At 48.3% G+C, this 19836-nt stretch carries 13 protein-coding genes and 1 pseudogene; 7 read left to right on the top strand and 7 right to left on the bottom strand.

Translation table 11 applies throughout. From position 1 onward, the window contains the following. The first annotated feature begins 397 nt into the window (after positions 1 to 397). Entirely contained in the window at positions 398 to 2860 is a 2463-nt protein-coding gene (locus AWB54_RS08860; RefSeq protein WP_394326492.1) for a sodium-translocating pyrophosphatase, read from the top strand. Between the two features lie 312 nt (positions 2861 to 3172). On the opposite strand, the gene AWB54_RS08865 is transcribed toward AWB54_RS08860, so the two are convergent. Next, positions 3173 to 3433, bottom strand: coding sequence for a type II toxin-antitoxin system Phd/YefM family antitoxin (locus AWB54_RS08865; protein ID WP_061214251.1), 261 nt, complete (start codon positions 3431 to 3433; stop codon positions 3173 to 3175). A 471-nt stretch (positions 3434 to 3904) separates the two neighbouring features. On the opposite strand from AWB54_RS08865, the gene AWB54_RS08870 reads away from it, so the two are divergent. After that, positions 3905 to 5863 carry an endonuclease MutS2 gene (locus AWB54_RS08870; RefSeq protein ID WP_082736114.1) on the top strand — a complete coding sequence of 653 codons (1959 nt, stop codon included), beginning with the start codon at positions 3905 to 3907 and terminating at the stop codon, positions 5861 to 5863. 54 nt (positions 5864 to 5917) lie between these two features. Here AWB54_RS08870 and AWB54_RS15345 read toward each other — a convergent pair. Then, a pseudogene (locus AWB54_RS15345) lies at positions 5918 to 6543 on the bottom strand (MerR family transcriptional regulator); the annotation flags it as partial. Between the two features lie 119 nt (positions 6544 to 6662). Here AWB54_RS15345 and AWB54_RS08885 point away from each other — a divergent pair. The 5 genes from AWB54_RS08885 (at position 6663) to AWB54_RS08900 (ending at position 14182) form a co-directional block, all read left to right on the top strand. Further along, positions 6663 to 8639 (top strand): sigma-54-dependent Fis family transcriptional regulator, encoded by a 1977-nt coding sequence (locus AWB54_RS08885; RefSeq protein WP_061214255.1) that lies wholly within the window; start codon positions 6663 to 6665, stop codon positions 8637 to 8639. A 202-nt stretch (positions 8640 to 8841) separates the two neighbouring features. After that, positions 8842 to 10071, top strand: coding sequence for a hypothetical protein (locus tag AWB54_RS08890; protein ID WP_061214256.1), 1230 nt, complete (start codon positions 8842 to 8844; stop codon positions 10069 to 10071). Positions 10072 to 10073: 2 nt separating this feature from the next. Continuing rightward, positions 10074 to 11501, top strand: a complete 1428-nt coding sequence (locus tag AWB54_RS08895; RefSeq protein WP_061214257.1) for an acetate--CoA ligase family protein — start codon at positions 10074 to 10076, stop codon at positions 11499 to 11501. Between the two features lie 70 nt (positions 11502 to 11571). Next, a complete protein-coding gene (locus AWB54_RS16780) occupies positions 11572 to 11757 on the top strand; it encodes a hypothetical protein (RefSeq protein ID WP_153014700.1) in 186 nt (61 codons plus the stop codon). Further along, positions 11741 to 14182 (top strand): sodium-translocating pyrophosphatase, encoded by a 2442-nt coding sequence (locus tag AWB54_RS08900; RefSeq protein WP_061214258.1) that lies wholly within the window; start codon positions 11741 to 11743, stop codon positions 14180 to 14182. Before AWB54_RS16780 ends, AWB54_RS08900 begins: the two co-directional genes overlap by 17 nt. Before the next feature lie 421 nt (positions 14183 to 14603). On the opposite strand, the gene hypE is transcribed toward AWB54_RS08900, so the two are convergent. From hypE to AWB54_RS08925, 5 genes are all read right to left on the bottom strand, one after another. Next, positions 14604 to 15608, bottom strand: a complete 1005-nt coding sequence (gene hypE / locus AWB54_RS08905; protein ID WP_061214288.1) for a hydrogenase expression/formation protein HypE — start codon at positions 15606 to 15608, stop codon at positions 14604 to 14606. A 6-nt stretch (positions 15609 to 15614) separates the two neighbouring features. Further along, entirely contained in the window at positions 15615 to 16691 is a 1077-nt protein-coding gene (hypD, locus tag AWB54_RS08910; protein WP_061214259.1) for a hydrogenase formation protein HypD, read from the bottom strand. Further along, the gene (locus AWB54_RS08915; RefSeq protein ID WP_061214260.1) at positions 16688 to 16921 is read right to left on the bottom strand and encodes a HypC/HybG/HupF family hydrogenase formation chaperone; all 234 of its coding nucleotides are present in this window, start codon (positions 16919 to 16921) and stop codon (positions 16688 to 16690) included. Before AWB54_RS08915 ends, hypD begins: the two co-directional genes overlap by 4 nt. Beyond that, a complete protein-coding gene (gene hypF / locus AWB54_RS08920) occupies positions 16899 to 19208 on the bottom strand; it encodes a carbamoyltransferase HypF (RefSeq protein ID WP_061214289.1) in 2310 nt (769 codons plus the stop codon). The genes AWB54_RS08915 and hypF overlap by 23 nt, the downstream gene beginning before the upstream one ends. Positions 19209 to 19361: 153 nt before the next feature. After that, complete coding sequence (locus tag AWB54_RS08925) at positions 19362 to 19823, bottom strand: HyaD/HybD family hydrogenase maturation endopeptidase (RefSeq protein WP_061214261.1); 462 nt, start codon at positions 19821 to 19823, stop codon at positions 19362 to 19364. Positions 19824 to 19836: the final 13 nt, after the last annotated feature.

Here is a 19836-nt window from a genome sequence, read left to right on the forward strand (position 1 = left end):
ACCGCAGTAGAACCAAGCCTGTTCTGTGAGACCTTACTCATCAAGTGCAGTAGCTTAGCATATAAATCGTTTCGGGCTTTAAAAAATATTCTGTCTAAGACAGGATCAGGTTTTTATGAGGTATAAGGAGGCGATAAAACGTTAATAAATAAAATTATGTCAGCAAGCTATTCCGGGGGGTTAATATCCTGTGCTATAAGGACTTGTTGAAACTATTATTCGAAGAATTAAGCCATGTCAGCTCTAATTGGCCCCAGGTTAGACCCGGCAACACTCAAAATCAGAGTGGATTAGCTACCGTCAAAATGAACTGTTGACTGCCCGGGCGAGCTACATAAAGACTAGTGATTCCGCACTAAGCAAGACATAATAAATGAAGAAAGAAGGTTGATAAGTAGTGACTTTGGATTCTGTCACTCTATTTCCAATAGGGAAGCAGGTAAAAGCAGCAAAGGCCATGTTCTCTGCCCTTTTAAGCTTGCTTATGCTGTTGCTATGGCCGGCGGCAGCCTTTGCCGGTGAAGCCAACCTGGTTATTCCGACTTTGAGCCCGGCGCAGAATAATTTGCTTATTGTTGGTATCGTGGTTTGTGTACTGGGTATGCTATTTGGTCTTTATCAATTTACCCAGGTTAAAAAACTCCCCGCTCATCAATCCATGTTGGATGTGGCGAGTATTATTTACGAAACCTGTAAGACCTATCTGATTCAGCAAGGCAAGTTTCTTATTTTGCTATTTACCTTTATCGGAGTTTGCATAGCCTTCTACTTTGGCTTCCTGCAAAAAACTCCCTTGAGCGGGGTACTGCTGATCCTGGCCTGGACCGTGATAGGTATCCTCGGTTCCTACAGTGTGGCCTGGTATGGTATCCGCATGAACACCCTGGCCAACAGCCGGACCGCCTTTGCAGGCCTGGAGAAAAAACCGCTCAAAGTTTTGAATATTGCACTTGATGCCGGTATGAGCATTGGGGTACTCCTTGTCTGCGTTGAATTGATTATGATGCTCATAATCCTGCTCTTTGTGCCGCGGGAACTGGCCGGCGCCAGCTTTATCGGCTTTGCTATCGGTGAGTCTCTGGGGGCCAGCGCTTTGCGTATAGCGGGCGGAATATTTACCAAGATTGCCGATATCGGTTCCGACTTGATGAAAATCGTCTTTGGTATAAAGGAAGATGACCCGCGTAATCCCGGGGTTATTGCCGATTGTACCGGGGATAACGCCGGTGACAGTGTAGGCCCGACTGCGGACGGATTTGAAACTTACGGGGTAACCGGCGTAGCCCTGGTCACCTTTATAGTTCTGGCAGTAGCACCAGCCCTGCAAACGGCTCTTCTGACCTGGATATTTGTAATGCGCGTATTAATGGTTATTACCTCCATAGCATCGTTTTTTATCAACAGAGCTTTCAGCCAGGCCAAATATGCCGGCAAGGAAGAATTTGATTTTGAACAGCCCTTAACCAGCCTGGTGTGGATTACTTCCCTTCTTTCCATTGCGGTCACTTTCGCAGTAAGCTATTTCCTGCTGGGACCGTCCTCCGACGCACCAGCTAACCTGCAATCGCTATGGTTTATCCTGGCGGCAATAATAAGTGTTGGAACCCTGGGAGCCGCCCTGATTCCTGAATTCACCAAAATCTTTACCAGTCCCAAATCCGATCATGTGGCTGAAGTTGTCAAGGCCTCTCGTGAAGGCGGTCCTTCCCTGAACATTTTATCGGGTCTGGTAGCTGGTAATTTCAGTGCCTTCTGGATAGGTATGGTTTTCCTGGCTCTCATGTTTACCGCCTATTATTTCAGCGGCTTTGGATTAGCCGAAATTATGATTTACCCCTCCATATTTGCTTTTGGTCTGGTGGCTTTCGGTATGCTGGGTATGGGTCCGGTTACCATTGCCGTAGACAGCTATGGACCGGTTACTGATAATGCCCAGTCTATCTATGAGCTATCTCTGATTGAAACTATTCCCAATATCAGCAAACAGATTCAAAAGGACTTCGGCTTTAAACCTGACTTCGATAAAGCCAAGTACTATCTGGAAGCCAATGATGGTGCCGGTAATACCTTTAAGGCCACGGCCAAGCCGGTATTAATCGGAACCGCTGTGGTTGGAGCTACCACCATGATCTTCTCCTTGATTCTGGTTATCCAGAGTGTTCTGGGAGTGGAACCAGAGAGCATTCTTACCATACTCAATCCCTATACTATTCTGGGATTCATCTGTGGCGGCGCGGTAATCTACTGGTTTACCGGTGCTTCCACCCAGGCCGTAACCACCGGGGCCTACCGGGCCGTGGAGTATATCAAAAAGAACATTCAGCTCGACGAAAAGGCCAGCCAGAAAGCATCTACGGAGAAATCCAAGGAAGTGGTAAAGATCTGCACCCAGTATGCCCAGGCCGGCATGATCAACATTTTTATCGCCATTTTCTCCTTTGCCCTGGCTTTTGCTTGCCTCTCCGCTCCCAGGACCTATGAGGCTCCAGTAGCTCTCTTTGTATCCTACTTGATTTCCATCGCCTTGTTCGGTTTGTTCCAGGCGGTTTTTATGGCTAACGCTGGTGGCTGCTGGGATAATGCCAAGAAAGTCGTAGAAGTGGATATGCAGGAAAAGGGTACTCCTTTACATGATGCTACCGTGGTTGGTGATACTGTAGGCGATCCTTTTAAGGACACCTCTTCAGTGGCCTTGAATCCCATCATCAAGTTCACCACCCTCTTCGGTTTGCTGGCTATGGAAATTGCCATTTCCGAATCCTTCCGGGATATAGCTCCGGTAGTCGGCGGTATATTCCTTATTATTGCTCTGTTCTTCGTATGGCGTTCCTTCTACGGCATGAGGATTCCCACCGAATAGAATAATAATAGAGCTATAGTACCAGAATTAAAGCCTCAAAACCCTTATGTTCTCGTTTAAAGGGACAGATTGTTCATGTACAAGGCGGACGGCGAAAGCCGTTCGCCTTATGCGTTTTCTATGCAATGTTTTCCTGTTCCATATCCACTATAACCCGATAAATTGAAGTTGCTCGAAGTGCCTACATAACCTGAAAATACAGAGGAATTTAATGCTGTTTTGTTATACGCTATTATCCAGTGGTATACTGAGAAGGGTAAAAAATCAAATTCCAATCTATGGCGGGGATGAGCAAGTTCTGAGACAATCAATTTATACATTGTATTTTTCTCTTATCTTCTTCAGAGAAGTATCTCCTTCAAGTATCTCCCCTTCCGCCAATTGTTGCTCGGCATCCCTTAGTTTCTGGTAGACATCCAACATAAACATCTTTTCTTCGTACAGCTTAATGCTCATTATAACCATATCGCCATATCCATTTTTGGTCACAAAAATAGGTTCATCTGAAGCATGACACATTTGAGAAATCTCACTTGTATTTTTTAAATCCCGAATCGGAATGATTTTAGGCATAATTGTTACTCCTTTCGTGGCTCTAATGTACCATAATTATATCCTCAAATCAACAATCCCTTGAGGGAAGCGAGGGGACGTTCTTTTTGCTTCTGTATCCTGTCTTGCTTTTTGGAAGCGGGAGGAATATGATAAAGGTAGGCTCAAAGGAAAGGAATGCATTTATGTCCGAGGTTGTTCATTACCGACTGTAGTTGCATACAGGGCGGCAGATACCCCCGAAAAGGCCCCTGAAAAAGGGCTGTTTCGGTGTGCTGTTTGCAGCAGAACGACACCGGCAGGCATTCTTTCTTTAACAGGTATTAAGTTATGGTTAGAGCTGTGCTGATGGCACGGCTTTCTTATTACCTGCTTTATACTTTGGCCATAATCATTGGTTGATGGGACCGGACCTGGCACAGCCGTGTGCTCTGCTGCGGTCCGTTTTTTATTGGGCCGCCCTGTTCCTTATGAATTAGGGAGGAGAGACGAGTGAATCAATCAACCCTGGAGGTACTGGAATTTGACAAGATCCTGGAACAGGTTAAAACCTATGCTTTGACCGAAATAGCCCGGAACCGGCTGCAGCAGCTGCAGCCTTCGGCCCGTTGCGAACAGGTGCAGAACTGGATGGATGAAACAACTGAGGCCCGGGCCATGCTGGAGGTCAATGCCAGTGTCCCTATTCCCATAATGGATAGAATGAGCGAGGTCATGGCCAAGTTGGGCAAGGGCTTTGTCCTTACCCCTGCCGAACTGGAAGCCTGTCAAAACCTTCTTGAAGGGGTAAAAAGGCTGGGCAAGTACATGGAGGCACTGGAAACTACAGCTCCCCGGCTGGCTTCCTATGCTAGTTCCATGTTTGTCCTGCAGGAGTTGCAGGAGGAAATTGCCGGGGCAATCGTCAACCAGCAGGTAGCTGACCGGGCCAGCGCCGCTCTCTTAAAAATCCGTAAACGCCGGTTGATTATTGAGGAACGGATTCGGCAGAAGATGCAGGAGGTGTTAAGGTCGCCCGCCTATGCTTCCATGCTTCAGGACACGGTAATCCAGGAGAGAAATGGTCGTTTGGTGGTGCCGGTGCGCCGCCAATACCGGAAGGCCTTTGCAGGAACCGTGGTGGATACTTCCTCCACTGGCTCCACGGTATTCATCGAGCCAGCGGCGGTAACCCGCTGGCTCGATGAGCTGGGCCAGCTCAAAGCGGAGGAAAAGAAGGAGGTCTACCGCATACTGACCCATTTAACCGGACAGGTGGAAAAACACGCCCGCGAGCTGTCGGTAAATATTGAAACTATCGCTCATTATGACTTTGTTTTTGCCAAAGCCAAATACAGCCGGGCGCTGGATATGAGATCGGTTAAACTAAATACCCGGGGGTATTGCTTGCTCAAACAGGGCCGTCACCCGCTGCTGGGAGCGGGGGCGGTGCCGCTGGATTTTTACATCGGGGAATCCAACCGGGCCCTGCTTATTACCGGTCCCAATACTGGTGGCAAGACCGTGGCCTTAAAAACGGTCGGTTTGCTCACCCTCATGGCCCAGGCCGGTCTGCACGTGCCGTTGGAAGCGGGCAGTGAAATAGCTGTATTTGTGGATATTCTCGCAGACATTGGCGATGGCCAGAGCATGGAACAGTCTCTTAGCACATTTTCCGCCCATGTCCTCAATATTCTGACCATGCTGAACTGTGCCGATTCCCGCACTTTAGTGCTGCTGGATGAATTGGGAGCAGGCACTGACCCGGCTGAGGGACGGGGCTTTGCCATTGCCGTGCTGGAGGAGATCTTTGCCCGGGGGGCCACGATTGTGGCCACCACCCATTTTGGTGAGATCAAGGAGTTTGCCGCCTATACGGAAGGCTTTGTCAATGGCTGCATGGAATTCGACCCGGACAGCCTGCAACCACTGTATCGGTTAAAAATCGGTACCTGGGGCGACAGCCATGCCTTTTTGATAGCCTTGCGTCTGGGGATGGATCCGGACTTAATCGCCCGGGCGCACGAAATCAGCTATGGGGAGCAGATCAGTTATCGACCCGAGCCCCTGCCCCGGACGGAGAAGCTGATGGATTCAAAGGCGGTTGAGGAACATCGGGAAACGGCTCGCGCTCTGGAAAAAGCGGAAAAGGACCAGGAACGTCTGCAACGGCAGCGTCGCTATGAAAAAAAGAACCTCAAAATCGGGGACCGGGTCTATATCAGCACCATGCAGCGTACCGGGGTGGTCTGTGAGGAGGAAGATGAAAAAGGCGACCTGGTGGTACTGGTTTTGGGCAAGAAGGTGCGGATTAACCAAAAGCGCCTGACCCTGCACATCGACCGCGCTGAATTGTACCCGGAAAACTATGATTTGGATATCGTCCTGGAAAGCAAAGAAGACCGGAAGAAGAGAAAAATCATGAGGAAACGGCATGTTGAAGGATTGGTAATCGAACACCATGACGAGTAAAAGAGCAGGACGGTCCGTCAGGACCGTCTGTTACACTCCAGTCGAAAAGCCAAACTACTTTTTCTTTCCGGCAAAAACCAGAACGGCATCCCGTAAAAAGGCGGCAGTCCCGGGTTGTTTTTGGTCATAGTAGGCCCTGAACCGTTCGTCATCAACATACATTTGCGCCAGCCCGATATGGGCCTCTTTACTGTAGCTGTGCCAGTAGTAGCTCAGCCATTGACGATGCAGTTTAACTGCTTCCTGGGCCAAGTCGCCAGCCGGGTCACCAGCCTGAAAGGCGGCGTTAAGCACTTCTAGCAGCTCCTCGCCCAGCGGGCAACCTCTTCATATTGCTCCGGGCTCATATTCATGAGTTTTCGATTGGCCTGGTCAACGGTCTGGTCACCATACTTATTGCGAATTTCCTGACCGTACTTTTCCTCATTTTCCTCAATCAGCTTTTGCTTAAAGCCTACAAATTTTTCTTGATCAGTCATGGTAGCTCTCCCTTCCTTAAGAGCAATAGTTTTCTCAACATTGGCAATCAACAGGTCCAATTGCTCTTTTTTGGCAAGAAGTTTGGCATGGTGTTCCCACAATGCTCTGGTGGCATTGAAAGAGGGGGCGGTTACGATCTCTTTAATGCTTTCCAGGCTCAGTCCCAGTTCCTTGTAGAAAAGGATCTGCTGCAGGCGGTTTGCGATTGTGGGGCTTTCCTTTAATGGGGATTTCTGAGCCTGAACAGTCGGACAATTTAATGGAGGATTTCATGAAATAAAGTCGAATATCGCATTAATGAATTTTTGGAGGTGATCGGATGGCGAACAGCATTCAGATTGAATCCACAAATCTAAGAAATGAATGGGTAAGCTTTATTAAGAACGGAACGATGCCCAAAGCTGTTAGAGCACCTGTACTCCGCTCATGGATAAGGTGTAAAAAGCTGGGTATAGACCCTGAAGGCGGAAAAGGAAACAATGTGCTTTCCATAGTTGAATTGAATCGATGCTTAAAAGACAACGCCCTGTTGATCGGGATTGTCCGGGACCTCCTCCAAGGCGTTTCCTGGGCCGCAAAAAGCAGCGGCTATATATTCTATCTAACCGATAAGTATGCTAATCTTCTATACATCGCCGGCGATACCAGAGTATCCCGTGAATATGAAGAACTGATCAATTTCGGAGTGGGAGTAAACTGGGGTGAAGCTGCGGTTGGAACCACCGCTGTGTCTTTGGCTCTTGACGAAAACAGCCCGATATTCTGGATATCGGAAGAAAAGTATTGTGTTGTGCTGAAAGATAAGGCTTGTGCCTCGGTTCCCATACAGGCTAAAGACGGCAGTGTAGTGGGGATATTAGGAACTGCAACCGATACGGACGGACTTTTGAAATCTGCCTGCCCGGTCTTTGATTTTCTGTTAATGGCCGCTGCCGCAGTGCAAAACTATTACCAGCGCTTCGAGGTCGAAAACGTCTATTATCGTATTGAAAAGAGTCTATCCCTGGTTTTAGGCGAGATTCCCGAAGGAGTTCTCATTACCGACCAGGGCGGCATGATTGTGGAGGTTAACAAAAGTTTCGGGGCTCTGCTCGGGTTGGATATATCCGAAGCTATAGGAAAACCTGTCGACTCTGTATTCCCACAAGTCTCTCTGCCGCTAAGTCGGGATCTGACTAATGGCGTCCAGCTCTTTAAAAGCAGTTATGGAGAAAATAAGCATTTAAATACAGAGGGTCTGGTAAGTAGAAAGCTTGGTTTTAAAGACGCCAGCGGACTTAAGGAATATAGCATCCATATCCTGCAAAAAAAACCTGAAAAAATGAAGAACGTCTCGGGCAGCCGCCCTTTTCAGGCCAAAATATTTATTGATGATATCATAGGCGAGAGCCGGGAGATTAAACAGACCAAGAGTCAAGCCTTGATTATGGCCAAAGCACCTTACGAAGTCCTTATCGAGGGCAAAACCGGAACCGGCAAAGAGATGTTTGCTCAGGCCATTCATAATTCTAGCGACCGGGCAGAAGCACCCTTTGTTTCCATTAATTGCGGAGCAATCCCGGATGAGTTGATGGAAAGCGAACTTTTTGGTTATGAAGGTGGCGCCTTTACCGGAGCGCGCTCCCATGGTAACCCCGGCAAATTGGAACTAGCCGAAGGAGGCACTCTTTTCCTTGACGAAATAGGAGAAATGCCGTCGAACCTGCAGGTAAAGCTCCTGCGGGTGGTGCAAGAAAAGCAGTACATGCGACTCGGCGGCCTCCGCCCCGTTTCCACCAATGTAAGAATTATCTGCGCTACCAACCGGGATATGGAAAGCATGGTCGAAGCCGGAGCTTTTCGGGAGGACCTGTTTTGGCGTTTGAATGTGCTGGCCTTGCACGTCCCTTCATTGTATGAGCGCAAAACTGACATCCCTATTTTGATTGACTATTTCCTAAAACAGCATTCCGCTGAACAGGGCCTTCCGTATACCCTCAGCGATGAAGCACGAAATTTGATGATGACCTACAGCTGGCCGGGAAATGTGCGCGAACTTCAAAATGCGCTTAAATGCGCGGTGGTCTATGCCGAAGATGGGTTAATTCTTCCCTGCCACTTGCCGCAGCATATTGTTAATGACAGAAACATCCACCATGAGGAAGATTCGAATATGCCTCTGCAAAATGCTGAAAAGCAAGTGATTAACCAAGCCCTAAGCTCCTGCGGAGGCAATCTCAGCCAAGCTGCCCGGATGTTGGGAATAAGCCGAGTAACCTTGTATAAAAAGATAAAGCAATATTGTCTGGTTCGTTAAATATCTTTACAATTGTCCATATTATTTACGGAATGTTAAGCAGACGCTCCTTTAACCCCTGAAAAATTCAGGGGTTTTTTGTTGGCATGGTTTTTGCATTTAAAGGGGAGGAATCAGTCTGGAGCAATCCCAACAAGGAGGTGAAGCTCGGTTCCCCATACATCTTAACCTTGAAAACCATACTAACTAAGGAGGAAGGACAATGAAAGAAGAACAAAGCAAGCCCGCCCCGGAATATTTATTGGGCAGCCCAGAACAGCAAAGTTGGATGAAGAAATATTTCTTCTCACCCCGCGGCCTCGGATTCTTAGAGCCAGGAATAGTAGGATTGGATGACGCTAAAATGAGCGCCTACAATGTTGCTAAATCTTCGTATCAGATCCGTCCCGATGTTTTTAACATGAACTACCTCTCCAAAACCGTCGGCCTCGGTAAAGAGGAGATCATACAGCGGATGCAGCGGATGTACGAACAGCGCACCATCGTATTTGTTATGAATCCGGCGGTGTCTGTTTACGGTTGGGGTCTATATTATTGGATGGTCAAACTCAATGAAAACACCCCCCCCGAAGCCAAAGCCGAATTATCCGAATGGTTTCAAAACAAGGACGATATCTGCACTGGTTACGAATGCCAGGGGGATTTCGATTTCTACAACGGCAATCATATGAGGGTAATTGACAACCTTCTTTACGACGTTTTAGAACCGTGGAAAAACCGGCCGGAAGTTAAATACGTACATCTATGCCCTATCCGCCGCGACCTGCGTGAGTCGCATGTTAACCAGTTCGACTGCCCGGGCGACGGCTACCGCGAAGTTTTATGGGGCCCGGGTCAAATCGAAAAGCTGGCCCAGGTTCAAGACAAACTGGATCTCCCTGATCTGAAAATTATACAGGCCTTAAATGCTAAAAGACCCATGGAAGATTTCTTCGACTTCAAGGTGCTGGCTGAAGTATCCGGTCTGGACGAAAAGGCCATGCTGGACGGAATTAAAGAATTGGTTGAAGTTAAACGCATCATCGTTCCTCTTTTCCACCTGAATTTTATGAAGTTGAACCTGACCAACCGTATGTTTGTTATCCGCCTGTTCCAAAACATTCCCTGCTGCCGCAAAGCGGAAATCAGCGATGAATTATCAGCTATAAAGGAATTTAATACGGTTAAAGAATTCAGTGATTCCTTCTATGACATAATCTTGTGGGCCTACAACGAGATCACAGATATCCCGGCTTTAAGAGCTAAACTCAACTCCTACAGCGAGATCGAAGAGATTAAAGAAGCGGATATGACCCGCATGTACCGGCGCTGGGTCTGCCGCCTGGATGATCAGAACGGTTACTGGGAAGAATGCGTATTTACCGATGACTTTCTACAGGACAGGACCCAGCCCGGTGGACCCGAATGTACAATCAGGAAGGGGGCTAAATAATTATGAAGATTGATGCTCCACGCAAGTACGTAATTGACAACCTGAAACATTTCCTAAATCCCTCTTCAATAGCTGTGGTGGGGGCTTCGCGCTACCCGGCCAAGGTGGGTTACAAAGTCATTCAAGGCCTGAAGGATTGGGGCTACCGCGGAGAAATCTATCCGGTTAATCCCCGTGCTGACAAGGTTCATGGTTTAACAGCTTACAAGACAATAACCGATATTCCCGGACCGGTGGACCTGGTGTTTGTAGCTGTTCCGGCTCACCTGGTCAAGATGACTCTGGAACACGCGGTTGCCAAGAAAGCTAAAATCGTAGTCATCGCTACCAGCGCCTTCAAGGAAATCGGCCGCGGCGATTTGCAGGATCGTTTAACCCAATACTGCCGGGATAACAAGCTCCCGCTTTTCGGTCCCAATTTAGTAGGAATGGGCAGCCCCTATCTCAATTTTAATTGCGGCTTTATTCCATATTTGCCTATAAAAGGACCGGTGGCTATGATTTCCCAGTCAGGGGCAAATCTGCTGGCTGCCCTGGGGAACTCAACCACCATGCATTTCGGGATGAGCTTTTTCGTGGGGCTGGGCAACAAGGCTGATGTGGACTTCTCTGAACTGATTGAATATGGCAATACCGATCCTCATACTAAGTCACTGGCCATCTATATCGAAGGTCTGGACTCCCCGACAGCCTTTGTCAAGGCCTGTACTTCGGTGGTTCCCAACAAACCTATAGTGGTTATAAAGGTGGGTGGGTCGGAAATCGGCGTCAAGGCAGCTTTTGCCCATACTGCCTCCGAAAACGAAGGCACCAGCGATGCTTTCTATGATCAGCTCTTCGAACAGTGCGGCGTAATCCGTGCCACCACTTTCCAGGAGTTTTTGGATATTTCACTAGCTCTGGGCTTGCAACCGGAATTGAAGGGAGACTGCGTAGCCATGATTACCAACGGCGGCGGTTCAGGCTTGCTATCCTGTGATCATTTTGAAAGACTTGGCCAGCCCATGCAGGAGTTAAGCTCGATTTCTCCCGACCTGGGATTAAGGATCAGGACTTACATGCCCATGTTCGGTTCTCCGCTTAATCCGGTTGACATCTCTGGAACCGCCAGCCCGGTTCATTACAAGGGAGCTCTGCGCCAGGCCATGCGCGACCCCAATGTGGATATGGTTTACTGCTCCATCTGTCCGACGGCGGTTACCGATGTCCCAGGAGTGGTTGATGTCGCTATTGAAATGTACGAAGCTTACAAACCCCTGGGTAAACCCTTTGTTATGGAATGTCAGGGTGGAGCCGAGTGCCTGGAAGCAATTATCCGATTAAGGAACCACGGCATTCCCGCCTATGCAACTCCTGAACAAGCGGTTAACGCCATTGTAGCCCTGCGTAAATATTCCAAAATCAAAGAAAAGTTCTCGAAAAAGAAATAACTGAATTCATGAGCGTACCCTGGCGGAACCTCCAGCTTAGGGGAAGTCCTGAGTATGGAAGTGGAAGTCTATCTATCACTCATTAAATAAAGTTCTATCTGCCAAAGGGATGGTTACTTCCGCAGGTGATGAGGGCGGTTTTGCTCCCTATCTTTCTTCAAATAAAGCCGCCCTGGAGGTAACCATTCCGGGACTTATGTTCAAGTCCAAAAAATACAGTAAGGAAGTGATTCGTCAAAATGGAGGTTGTCTCTAGAAACAAAATCAGGACGATGCTGGGCAGTTTGCTTAGCTTTGTTTTATTACTGCTTTCACCGGCAATGGCGGTTGCTAGTGAGGCTAATTTGAAGATTCCTAATCTGAGCGCGGATCAAAACAGTTTGCTTTATGCAGGTATAGTGGTCTGTGCGTTGGGTATGCTGTTTGGTTTGTATCAATTTATGAAGGTCAAAAAATTGGTGGCTCATCAGTGCATGCTGGATGTAGCTCAAACCATTTATGAAACTTGTAAAACATATCTTATTCAACAGGGCAAGTTTATTGCTATACTATTTGCTTTTATCAGCGTGTGTATAGCATTTTATTTTGGCTTCCTGCAGGAAATGCCGATTGCTTCGGTATTGTTCATCCTGATGTGGACTGTGATAGGTATTCTCGGTTCTTACAGCGTAGCTTGGTATGGTATCCGCATGAATACCTTGGCTAACAGCAGGGTGGCATTTACCTCATTGGAAAGAAAACCGCTCAAGCTCTTGAATATTGCTCTTGATGCCGGCATGAGCATAGGTGTACTTTTGGTCTGCGTTGAGCTAATCATGATGTTAATAATACTGTGCTTTGTTCCTCGCGAACTGGCCGGGGCCAGCTTTATCGGCTTTGCCGTTGGTGAATCCCTGGGGGCCAGTGCACTGCGTATTGCCGGCGGTATATTTACCAAGATAGCCGACATCGGTGCCGACCTCATGAAAATCGTTTTTGGCATTAAAGAAGACGATCCGCGTAATCCCGGCGTTATTGCCGACTGTACCGGTGACAACGCAGGCGACAGCGTTGGGCCAACTGCCGATGGTTTCGAAACATATGGAGTTACAGGTGTTGCTCTGGTTACATTTATTGTATTGGCAGTGGCGCCGGCTTTGCAAACTACGCTGCTTACCTGGATATTTGCCATTCGTGTATTAATGGTTATTACCTCCATTTTTTCATTCTACATTAACAGAGTATTTAGCCAGGCTAAATATGGGAGCAAGGACGATTTCGATTTTGAAGCGCCCCTCAGCAGTCTGGTATGGATTACTTCCATTATTTCCATTGCGGTTACTTTTGGTGTCAGCTATTACATTCTGGGACCGGGTGCAGGCACAGAAACTGCTCTGACACCTATCTGGTCTGTGCTGGCCCTGATTATCAGCTTTGGAACCCTGGCAGCAGCCTTGATACCTGAATTCACTAAAATATTTACCAGTCCCAAGTCCCTGCATGTAGCGGAAGTTGTCAAAGCTTCCCGCGAAGGCGGGCCTTCACTGAACATCCTGTCAGGTCTGGTGGCGGGTAACTTCAGCTCATTCTGGATTGGACTGGTTTTCGTGGGTATTATGTTCGGTGCCTATTATGCGAGTATACCGATTTCCCACTATATAATGAGTTACTCTTCCATATTTGCATTTGGTCTGGTGGCTTTCGGCATGCTGGGTATGGGCCCGGTAACCATTGCAGTTGACAGTTATGGCCCGGTAACCGATAATGCTCAGTCCATCTATGAACTCTCCCTGATTGAAGAAATAAAAGACATTGACAAGGAAATCCAAAAAGAATTTGGCTTTAAGCCCGATTTCGATAAAGGTAAATACTATCTGGAAGCCAACGACGGCGCCGGCAATACCTTCAAGGCAACTGCCAAACCGGTATTGATTGGTACTGCTGTGGTGGGTGCTACCACCATGATCTTCTCCCTGATTCTGGTTATAAAGAATGTATTGGGAGTTGAACCGGCCACCATCCTTACTCTGCTTAATCCATACACCATTTTAGGATTCTTATGCGGCGGGGCGGTAATCTACTGGTTTACCGGGTCTTCCACCCAGGCAGTTACCACCGGAGCCTACCGGGCGGTTGAGTATATCAAGAATAATATCAACCTGGAAGAAGCGGCCAACGTAAAAGCCAACACCGAAAAATCCAAAGAAGTGGTAAAAATCTGCACCCAGTATGCACAGTCGGGTATGTTCAATATCTTTATCGCCATATTCTCCTTTGCTCTGGCCTTTGCTTGCCTTTCCGCACCTCAGGCCGGTAATTCTCAACCAGTTGCCTTCTTTGTGGCTTACCTTATTTCCATAGCAGTCTTTGGTTTATTCCAGGCGGTCTTTATGGCCAATGCCGGCGGCTGCTGGGATAATGCTAAAAAAGTGGTTGAAGTGGACCTCAAGGAAAAAGGCACTCCTTTGCATGAGGCTTCAGTAGTGGGCGATACCGTAGGTGATCCTTTTAAAGATACTTCTTCAGTAGCCTTAAATCCGATTATCAAGTTCACCACCCTGTTTGGATTGCTGGCCATGGAAATAGCCATATCTGAAACCTTCAGAGACATAGCTCCTTATGTCGGCGGCGCTTTCCTTACCATTGCCATAATCTTTGTGTGGCGTACATTCTACGGTATGAGAATACCAAGCGGCAAGTAAAGAATATAGCTGTAAATTAAAGAAACGTCAAGCCCCACAGCATTTGCGGTTGTGGGGCTTTCCTCTATTATGGGGATTTCTATATCTAAATCTAAGATGAGGGGTTAAACCTGTACGGCAGTAATTTGCTTAAATGGTGGAGCAGGTCAGCGGGGCAGAATTTCCTGGAGAAAAGAACAGAGTTTTTCGCTTTTGGTTTATCCATTATAAAGCGAGAGATCGATAGGTATGATTCCCCTGTGTTTAAGAAGTGTGGCGGTGATTTCATCCGGCTTAAACAGCAAAATGAATGAATGAGGATATCGTTTTCCTTAAGACCCTGCCTCATACGCCTCAGTTTAAACCATAAATAACGTACATTAAAATCCGAAAAGCGTAGTTGTGAGGCTTTTTTACGATAACTAAACAGATGAAACCAGCGCTAGCAGATGCGGGGAACATGCTCCCCTTCCAGTATGCCCAATATACGCTCGGCTCCCAGTTCGGTTTCAATTAAGACCAAACCAGCAGGTTCTGCTCTAACTTCCCCGATTATGGCAGCTTCCGCAGCTATGTCTATTTTTTGCAATTCAGCAAGTATTTCTGCAGCCCTTTCTGGGGCTAAAACAATTACCATCTTCCCCTCATTGGCCATATAAAGCGGGTCCATTCCCAGCATATCACAGGCCCCGGCAACAGCCGGATTTACCGGTATATCTTCTTCCACCACCTTTATTCCCCGGCCGGACTGCCGGGCCAGTTCATTAAGAACCGTAGCCAGGCCACCCCGGGTGGGGTCGCGCATGCAGCGAACATTACCGCCAAAGGCTTCCAGAACTTGCCCTATACGGAAAAGCGGAGCACAGTCACTATTTACCGGAGTGGAAAAGCTCAAACCCTCCCGCCGGGCCATAATGGCCAGGCCGTGATCTCCCATAGTTCCACTGACCACTACCAGATCTCCCGGCTGGATACGCTGGGGCCGGTAATCGATACCTTCAGCTATCACTCCGATTCCAGTGGTATTGATAAAAATCCCATCCGCGCTTCCCTTTTCAACCACCTTGGTGTCACCCGTTACCAGTTGCACACCTGCCTCCCTGGCCGTACGGGCCATCGATTGGGCTATTTGGATTAAGTCGGACATGGGCAAACCTTCTTCTATTATCAAGGCGGTCGATAAAAAAAGAGGCTTGGCCCCACAGGCTACCAGGTCATTAACCGTCCCGCAAATGGAAAGCTTGCCTATGTCGCCCCCTGGAAAAAACAGAGGAGTAATAACGAAGGAATCGGTAGTCATAACTACCCTGCCTGCCGGCAAATCAAGCAAAGCCCCGTCCAACATGGGCTCCAGGTAAGAATTATTCCACTCTTTTTTAAATATTTCCTCTACCAGTTGCTGGCTCATAAGGCCTCCACTGCCGTGAGCCAACAATACACGGTCTATCTTCATCTAATTTCTCTCCTTTGCTGGGGTATAACGATAATAAGCGGCACAAGCCCCTTCATGGGAGACCATGCAAGGGCCAACCGGTTTCAAGGGGGTACATCCCCGGCCAAAGAGTAAACACTCCCGGGGGCTGATTTTGCCCGTAAGTACCTCCCCGCAGGAACAACCCTTAATAGGTAGATCTGCAATTTGGGGAAGCTGAAACTTTTTGGCTGCATCCAAGAACTCATAGGCTGAGCGCAATTTCAGCCCGCTGCCGGGGATAGGCCCCAGACCTCTCCAACGGGCTTCCTCCGGCTGAAAAATCCGCTCGAGCAGTTCCACCGCTACCGGATTGCCTTCTTTCCTCACTACCCTACGGTACTGAATATCCGCCCGCGCTTCTCCCTGGCTCATTTGATGCAGGAGCATTATTATTCCTTCCAGTATATCCACGGTTTCAAAACCAGTGACAACACAAGGTTTGTGGTATTTGGCCGCCAGTAGTTCATAGGGTTTAAGACCGATTACCGCCGAAACATGCCCGGGACAAATCAGCCCGTCCACCCTTATATCAGGATCGGAAAAAATAACTTCCAAAGCTGGAGGTACCAGCTTATGGTAAGAGAGTAGCGAGAAATTATTTATCCTTTCCCTTTCCGCCTGCTCCAGGCTAACCGCTATAGTCGGCGCCGTAGTTTCAAAGCCGATTCCTAAAAAAACTACTTCTCGTTCCGGGTTTTTACGCGCTATCTCCAGGGCATCCAAAGGCGAATAAACCACCCTTATATCGGCACCCCGGCTGCGCTCCTCCTGTAAGGAACTTTCACTTCCCGGCACCCTCATCATATCGCCAAAAGTACAAAGGATAATTCCCGGTTCCCGACATAATTTAATTACCGCATCGATATCACCCTGGGAGGTTACACATACCGGGCAGCCCGGCCCGGAGAGCAGTTTAATGTTCGCCGGCACCATTTCTCTGATCCCGCTGCGGGCAATAGCCATGGTATGGGTTCCACAAACCTCCATCAAGGATACTTCCTGCTTATAGCTTTGTATCTCCTGGAGTAATTCTTTCATATAAGTTTTATCATTCATATACCCAACTCCCTGTATTTTTGCAGCTCTTTTAAGAGATCCATGGTTTCCACCGCCCGGCTTTCATCAATTATCTCCATGGCAAAACCGGCATGAACCAGGACGAATTGCCCTTTTTGCACCTCAGGGGTAAGTCTGATACTGATATCAAGCTGGTTACCGTCAACATCTACCTGAGCTACATCATGTTCCTTGATTTCCAGTATTTTACCCGGTACTCCCAGACACATTAGCTTTCACCTCACTTGCGATTATGGCCTGTCCCAGCGCTATTCCCCCATCACCCGGCGGAACCTGCTGCTGGTGATACACCTCAAAACCGGCTTTTTTTAAAGCCTCACTCAACTTGAAGAGCAGAATCTGGTTGTGAAAGGCCCCTCCGCTTAATACCACCCGGCTTAACCCGCTTTTCTCCCTGCTCCTGTCCAGAGCGGCCGTAAAAACATCCACCAGGGTCAGGTGGAATTTCTGGGCTATGCCACCGACAGAAATACCCTTTTTGCGGTCAGCCAACAACTCCGGCCACATAGGAAGCAGATTCATTATTAGCATGCCGTTTTCATCATTCAAAGCATAGGAATAACTACCTCTTTGAGTATAATCGGCCCGGGCCTCCAGTTCAATTGCCGCCTGGCCTTCATAACGGTTCACAATGCATATCCCCAAAACTGCCGCCACCGCATCAAAAAGCCGGCCACAGGATGAGGTCTGCAGTTCCCGCGTCCCCTTTTGCCAGCGCTGCAGCATTAGTTCCCTTTCTTCCTCGGGAAAAGCTGGAATCAAGTCACGGCTCAAAGCAGCCGCCTTTTCCCCAATAGCTGCCAGCAAGTACAACAGAGCCATACGATACGGTCTTCGTGCCGTCAGATCTCCCCCGGGCAATGGCAGGTATTGCAAATGTCCCAAACGCGAAAACTGCCGGTAATCCCCTTGGAGTATTTCTCCACCCCAAACTGCCCCGTCAGTACCCCAGCCGGTACCATCGCAAATCAAACCCAATACCTCGCCCTGAAGCTGATTTTCCGCCATGGCCGAGGCCATATGGGCCCAATGATGCTGAATGGCTATCTTCTCCATATGCTCCTGTTCCCTGGCCCAGCGAGTAGTCTGGTAATTGGGATGCAGGTCATGAGCAATCACCTGCGGTTCAACCGCCAGCATGTTTTTAAAGCGTTCAATTCCATCCTGGAAATTACGAAAGTTAAGATAATGATTCAGATCTCCCCAATGCTGGCTTAAATAGGCCTCTCCCTGCCGGGTTATACAAAAGGTGTTTTTCATCTCCCCACCTACCGCCAAAACCGGAGATGAGCTGCTGGGAATCCTTATTCCTAACGGTACATAGCCTCGGGCACGGCGAAAAAGCTGGGGGGTATTAAGAGCAGTAACCCGCATTACGGAGTCATCACAGGGATTAAAAATATCCCGGTTGTGCAGCAGAAAATAATCGGCAATACCGGCCAACTTTTTCTGAGCGGTTTCATTTTCATATATCAAAGGTTCATCACTTATATTGGCACTGGTCATAACCAGGAGTTCCAGTTCGTCATCAAAAAGAAGATAGTGCAACGGGGTGTAGGGGAGCATTATTCCCAGAGTGTTAAGACCCGGGTGAATCAAATCCTGTGGCAAATCAAGCTCTGTCCTGCTCTCCATTACCACAATCGGGGCCCGGCCGGAGGTCAAATGCTGTTCCTCCAGCTGGCTGATATGGCAATATTTACGGGCTGTTTCCAAATCCCGGGCCATTAGCGCGAAGGGTTTAGCATCCCGGTGCTTGCGCTGTCGCAGGCAGCTTACCGCCTCCCGGTTGCGGGCATCAACCGCCAGGTGAAAGCCACCCAGGCCTTTAACCGCCAGAATACAGCCCTTTTTTAACAACTCCACCGCCCCTTGCGCCACCTCATTCCCATTGGAATCGAGCATAGAAATATGCGGCCCGCAAAGCGGGCAGGCATTGGGCTGGGCATGAAAACGCCGGTGTAATGGATTGTGATACTCCCTATCACATTCCGGGCACATGGTAAATTCCGCCATAGTGGTCTGGGCTCGGTCATAAGGCAGATCTTTTATTATAGTAAAGCGCGGCCCGCAATTGGTACAGTTGATAAAGGGATAAGCATAACGCCGGTCAACAGGATCCATTACCTCCCGCCGACAATCATGACATACCGCAATATCGGGCGATACCATAACCAGGAGTTCCTCCTGGCTTTCACTCTCCCGGATCTGAAAATCGCTGAAGCCCTGCGCTTCAATCTCCCGGAGCTGATAATCCCTGATCAGGGCCAGGGGCGGAGGTTCTGCCAGCAAACGGCGGGTAAATTCCCGCAAGCTTTCTTCCTCAGCTTCCACCTCCAGGAAAACCCCGGCGGAGGAATTTAATATCCAGCCCCTTATTCCCAATTCAGCAGCCAAGCGAAAAACGTGGGGACGAAATCCCACCCCCTGAACTATGCCGAATATTTTCATTTCATAAGCCAAGACTGCGGACGCTTCTTGCCTTGTACCTTCCATAATTTTTACATGCACCTTTCCTGCCAGCGGACCTACCAGTGGAATAAGATGAACAATTCTAATAAGAGATTATCCCTGCTCTGCTTACAATATCCCCAATTAACAAGGTGGGCTACTAGAGTAACCCACCCTGCGGGGAAAAATATTTTACAATTATTGCAGGAGCCTTTCCACTTCTTCTTTAACCAGTTCCACCAAACGCGGGACTTTTTCAGCAACTTGCGGAGTCAAATCCAGGCTGAGTCCAATGTTTTGCGGCTCAACTCCAAAAACCATAACCTCCGGGTCATAACCTAAAAGTCTCACCAGATACATGGCTTCCACAAAATGCATTTCGTGAAGAGAAGTAATGTTTTCATCAGGTTTTAGTCCTAACTCATCAAAAGGAGCACGGTAGATGGTACCGGGTTCCCCACCAGCCTTCATAGCATCGATGATAATCAGATTATCCGCCTGACAGAAAAACTCAACCAGATCATAGCTGTGGGTTCCACCATCTATTATTTCAACATTTTGAGGAAAACTCATTTGGGCCAGCTGGTTAATTGCATGTACTCCAACCCCTTCATCCTGCATAAGCAAATTGCCGATACCCACTACCATAATCTTCTTCAATCAGAATCCTCCT

Source organism: Syntrophomonas wolfei subsp. methylbutyratica, assembly GCF_001570625.1.
Classification (GTDB): Bacteria; Bacillota; Syntrophomonadia; order Syntrophomonadales; family Syntrophomonadaceae; genus Syntrophomonas; species Syntrophomonas methylbutyratica.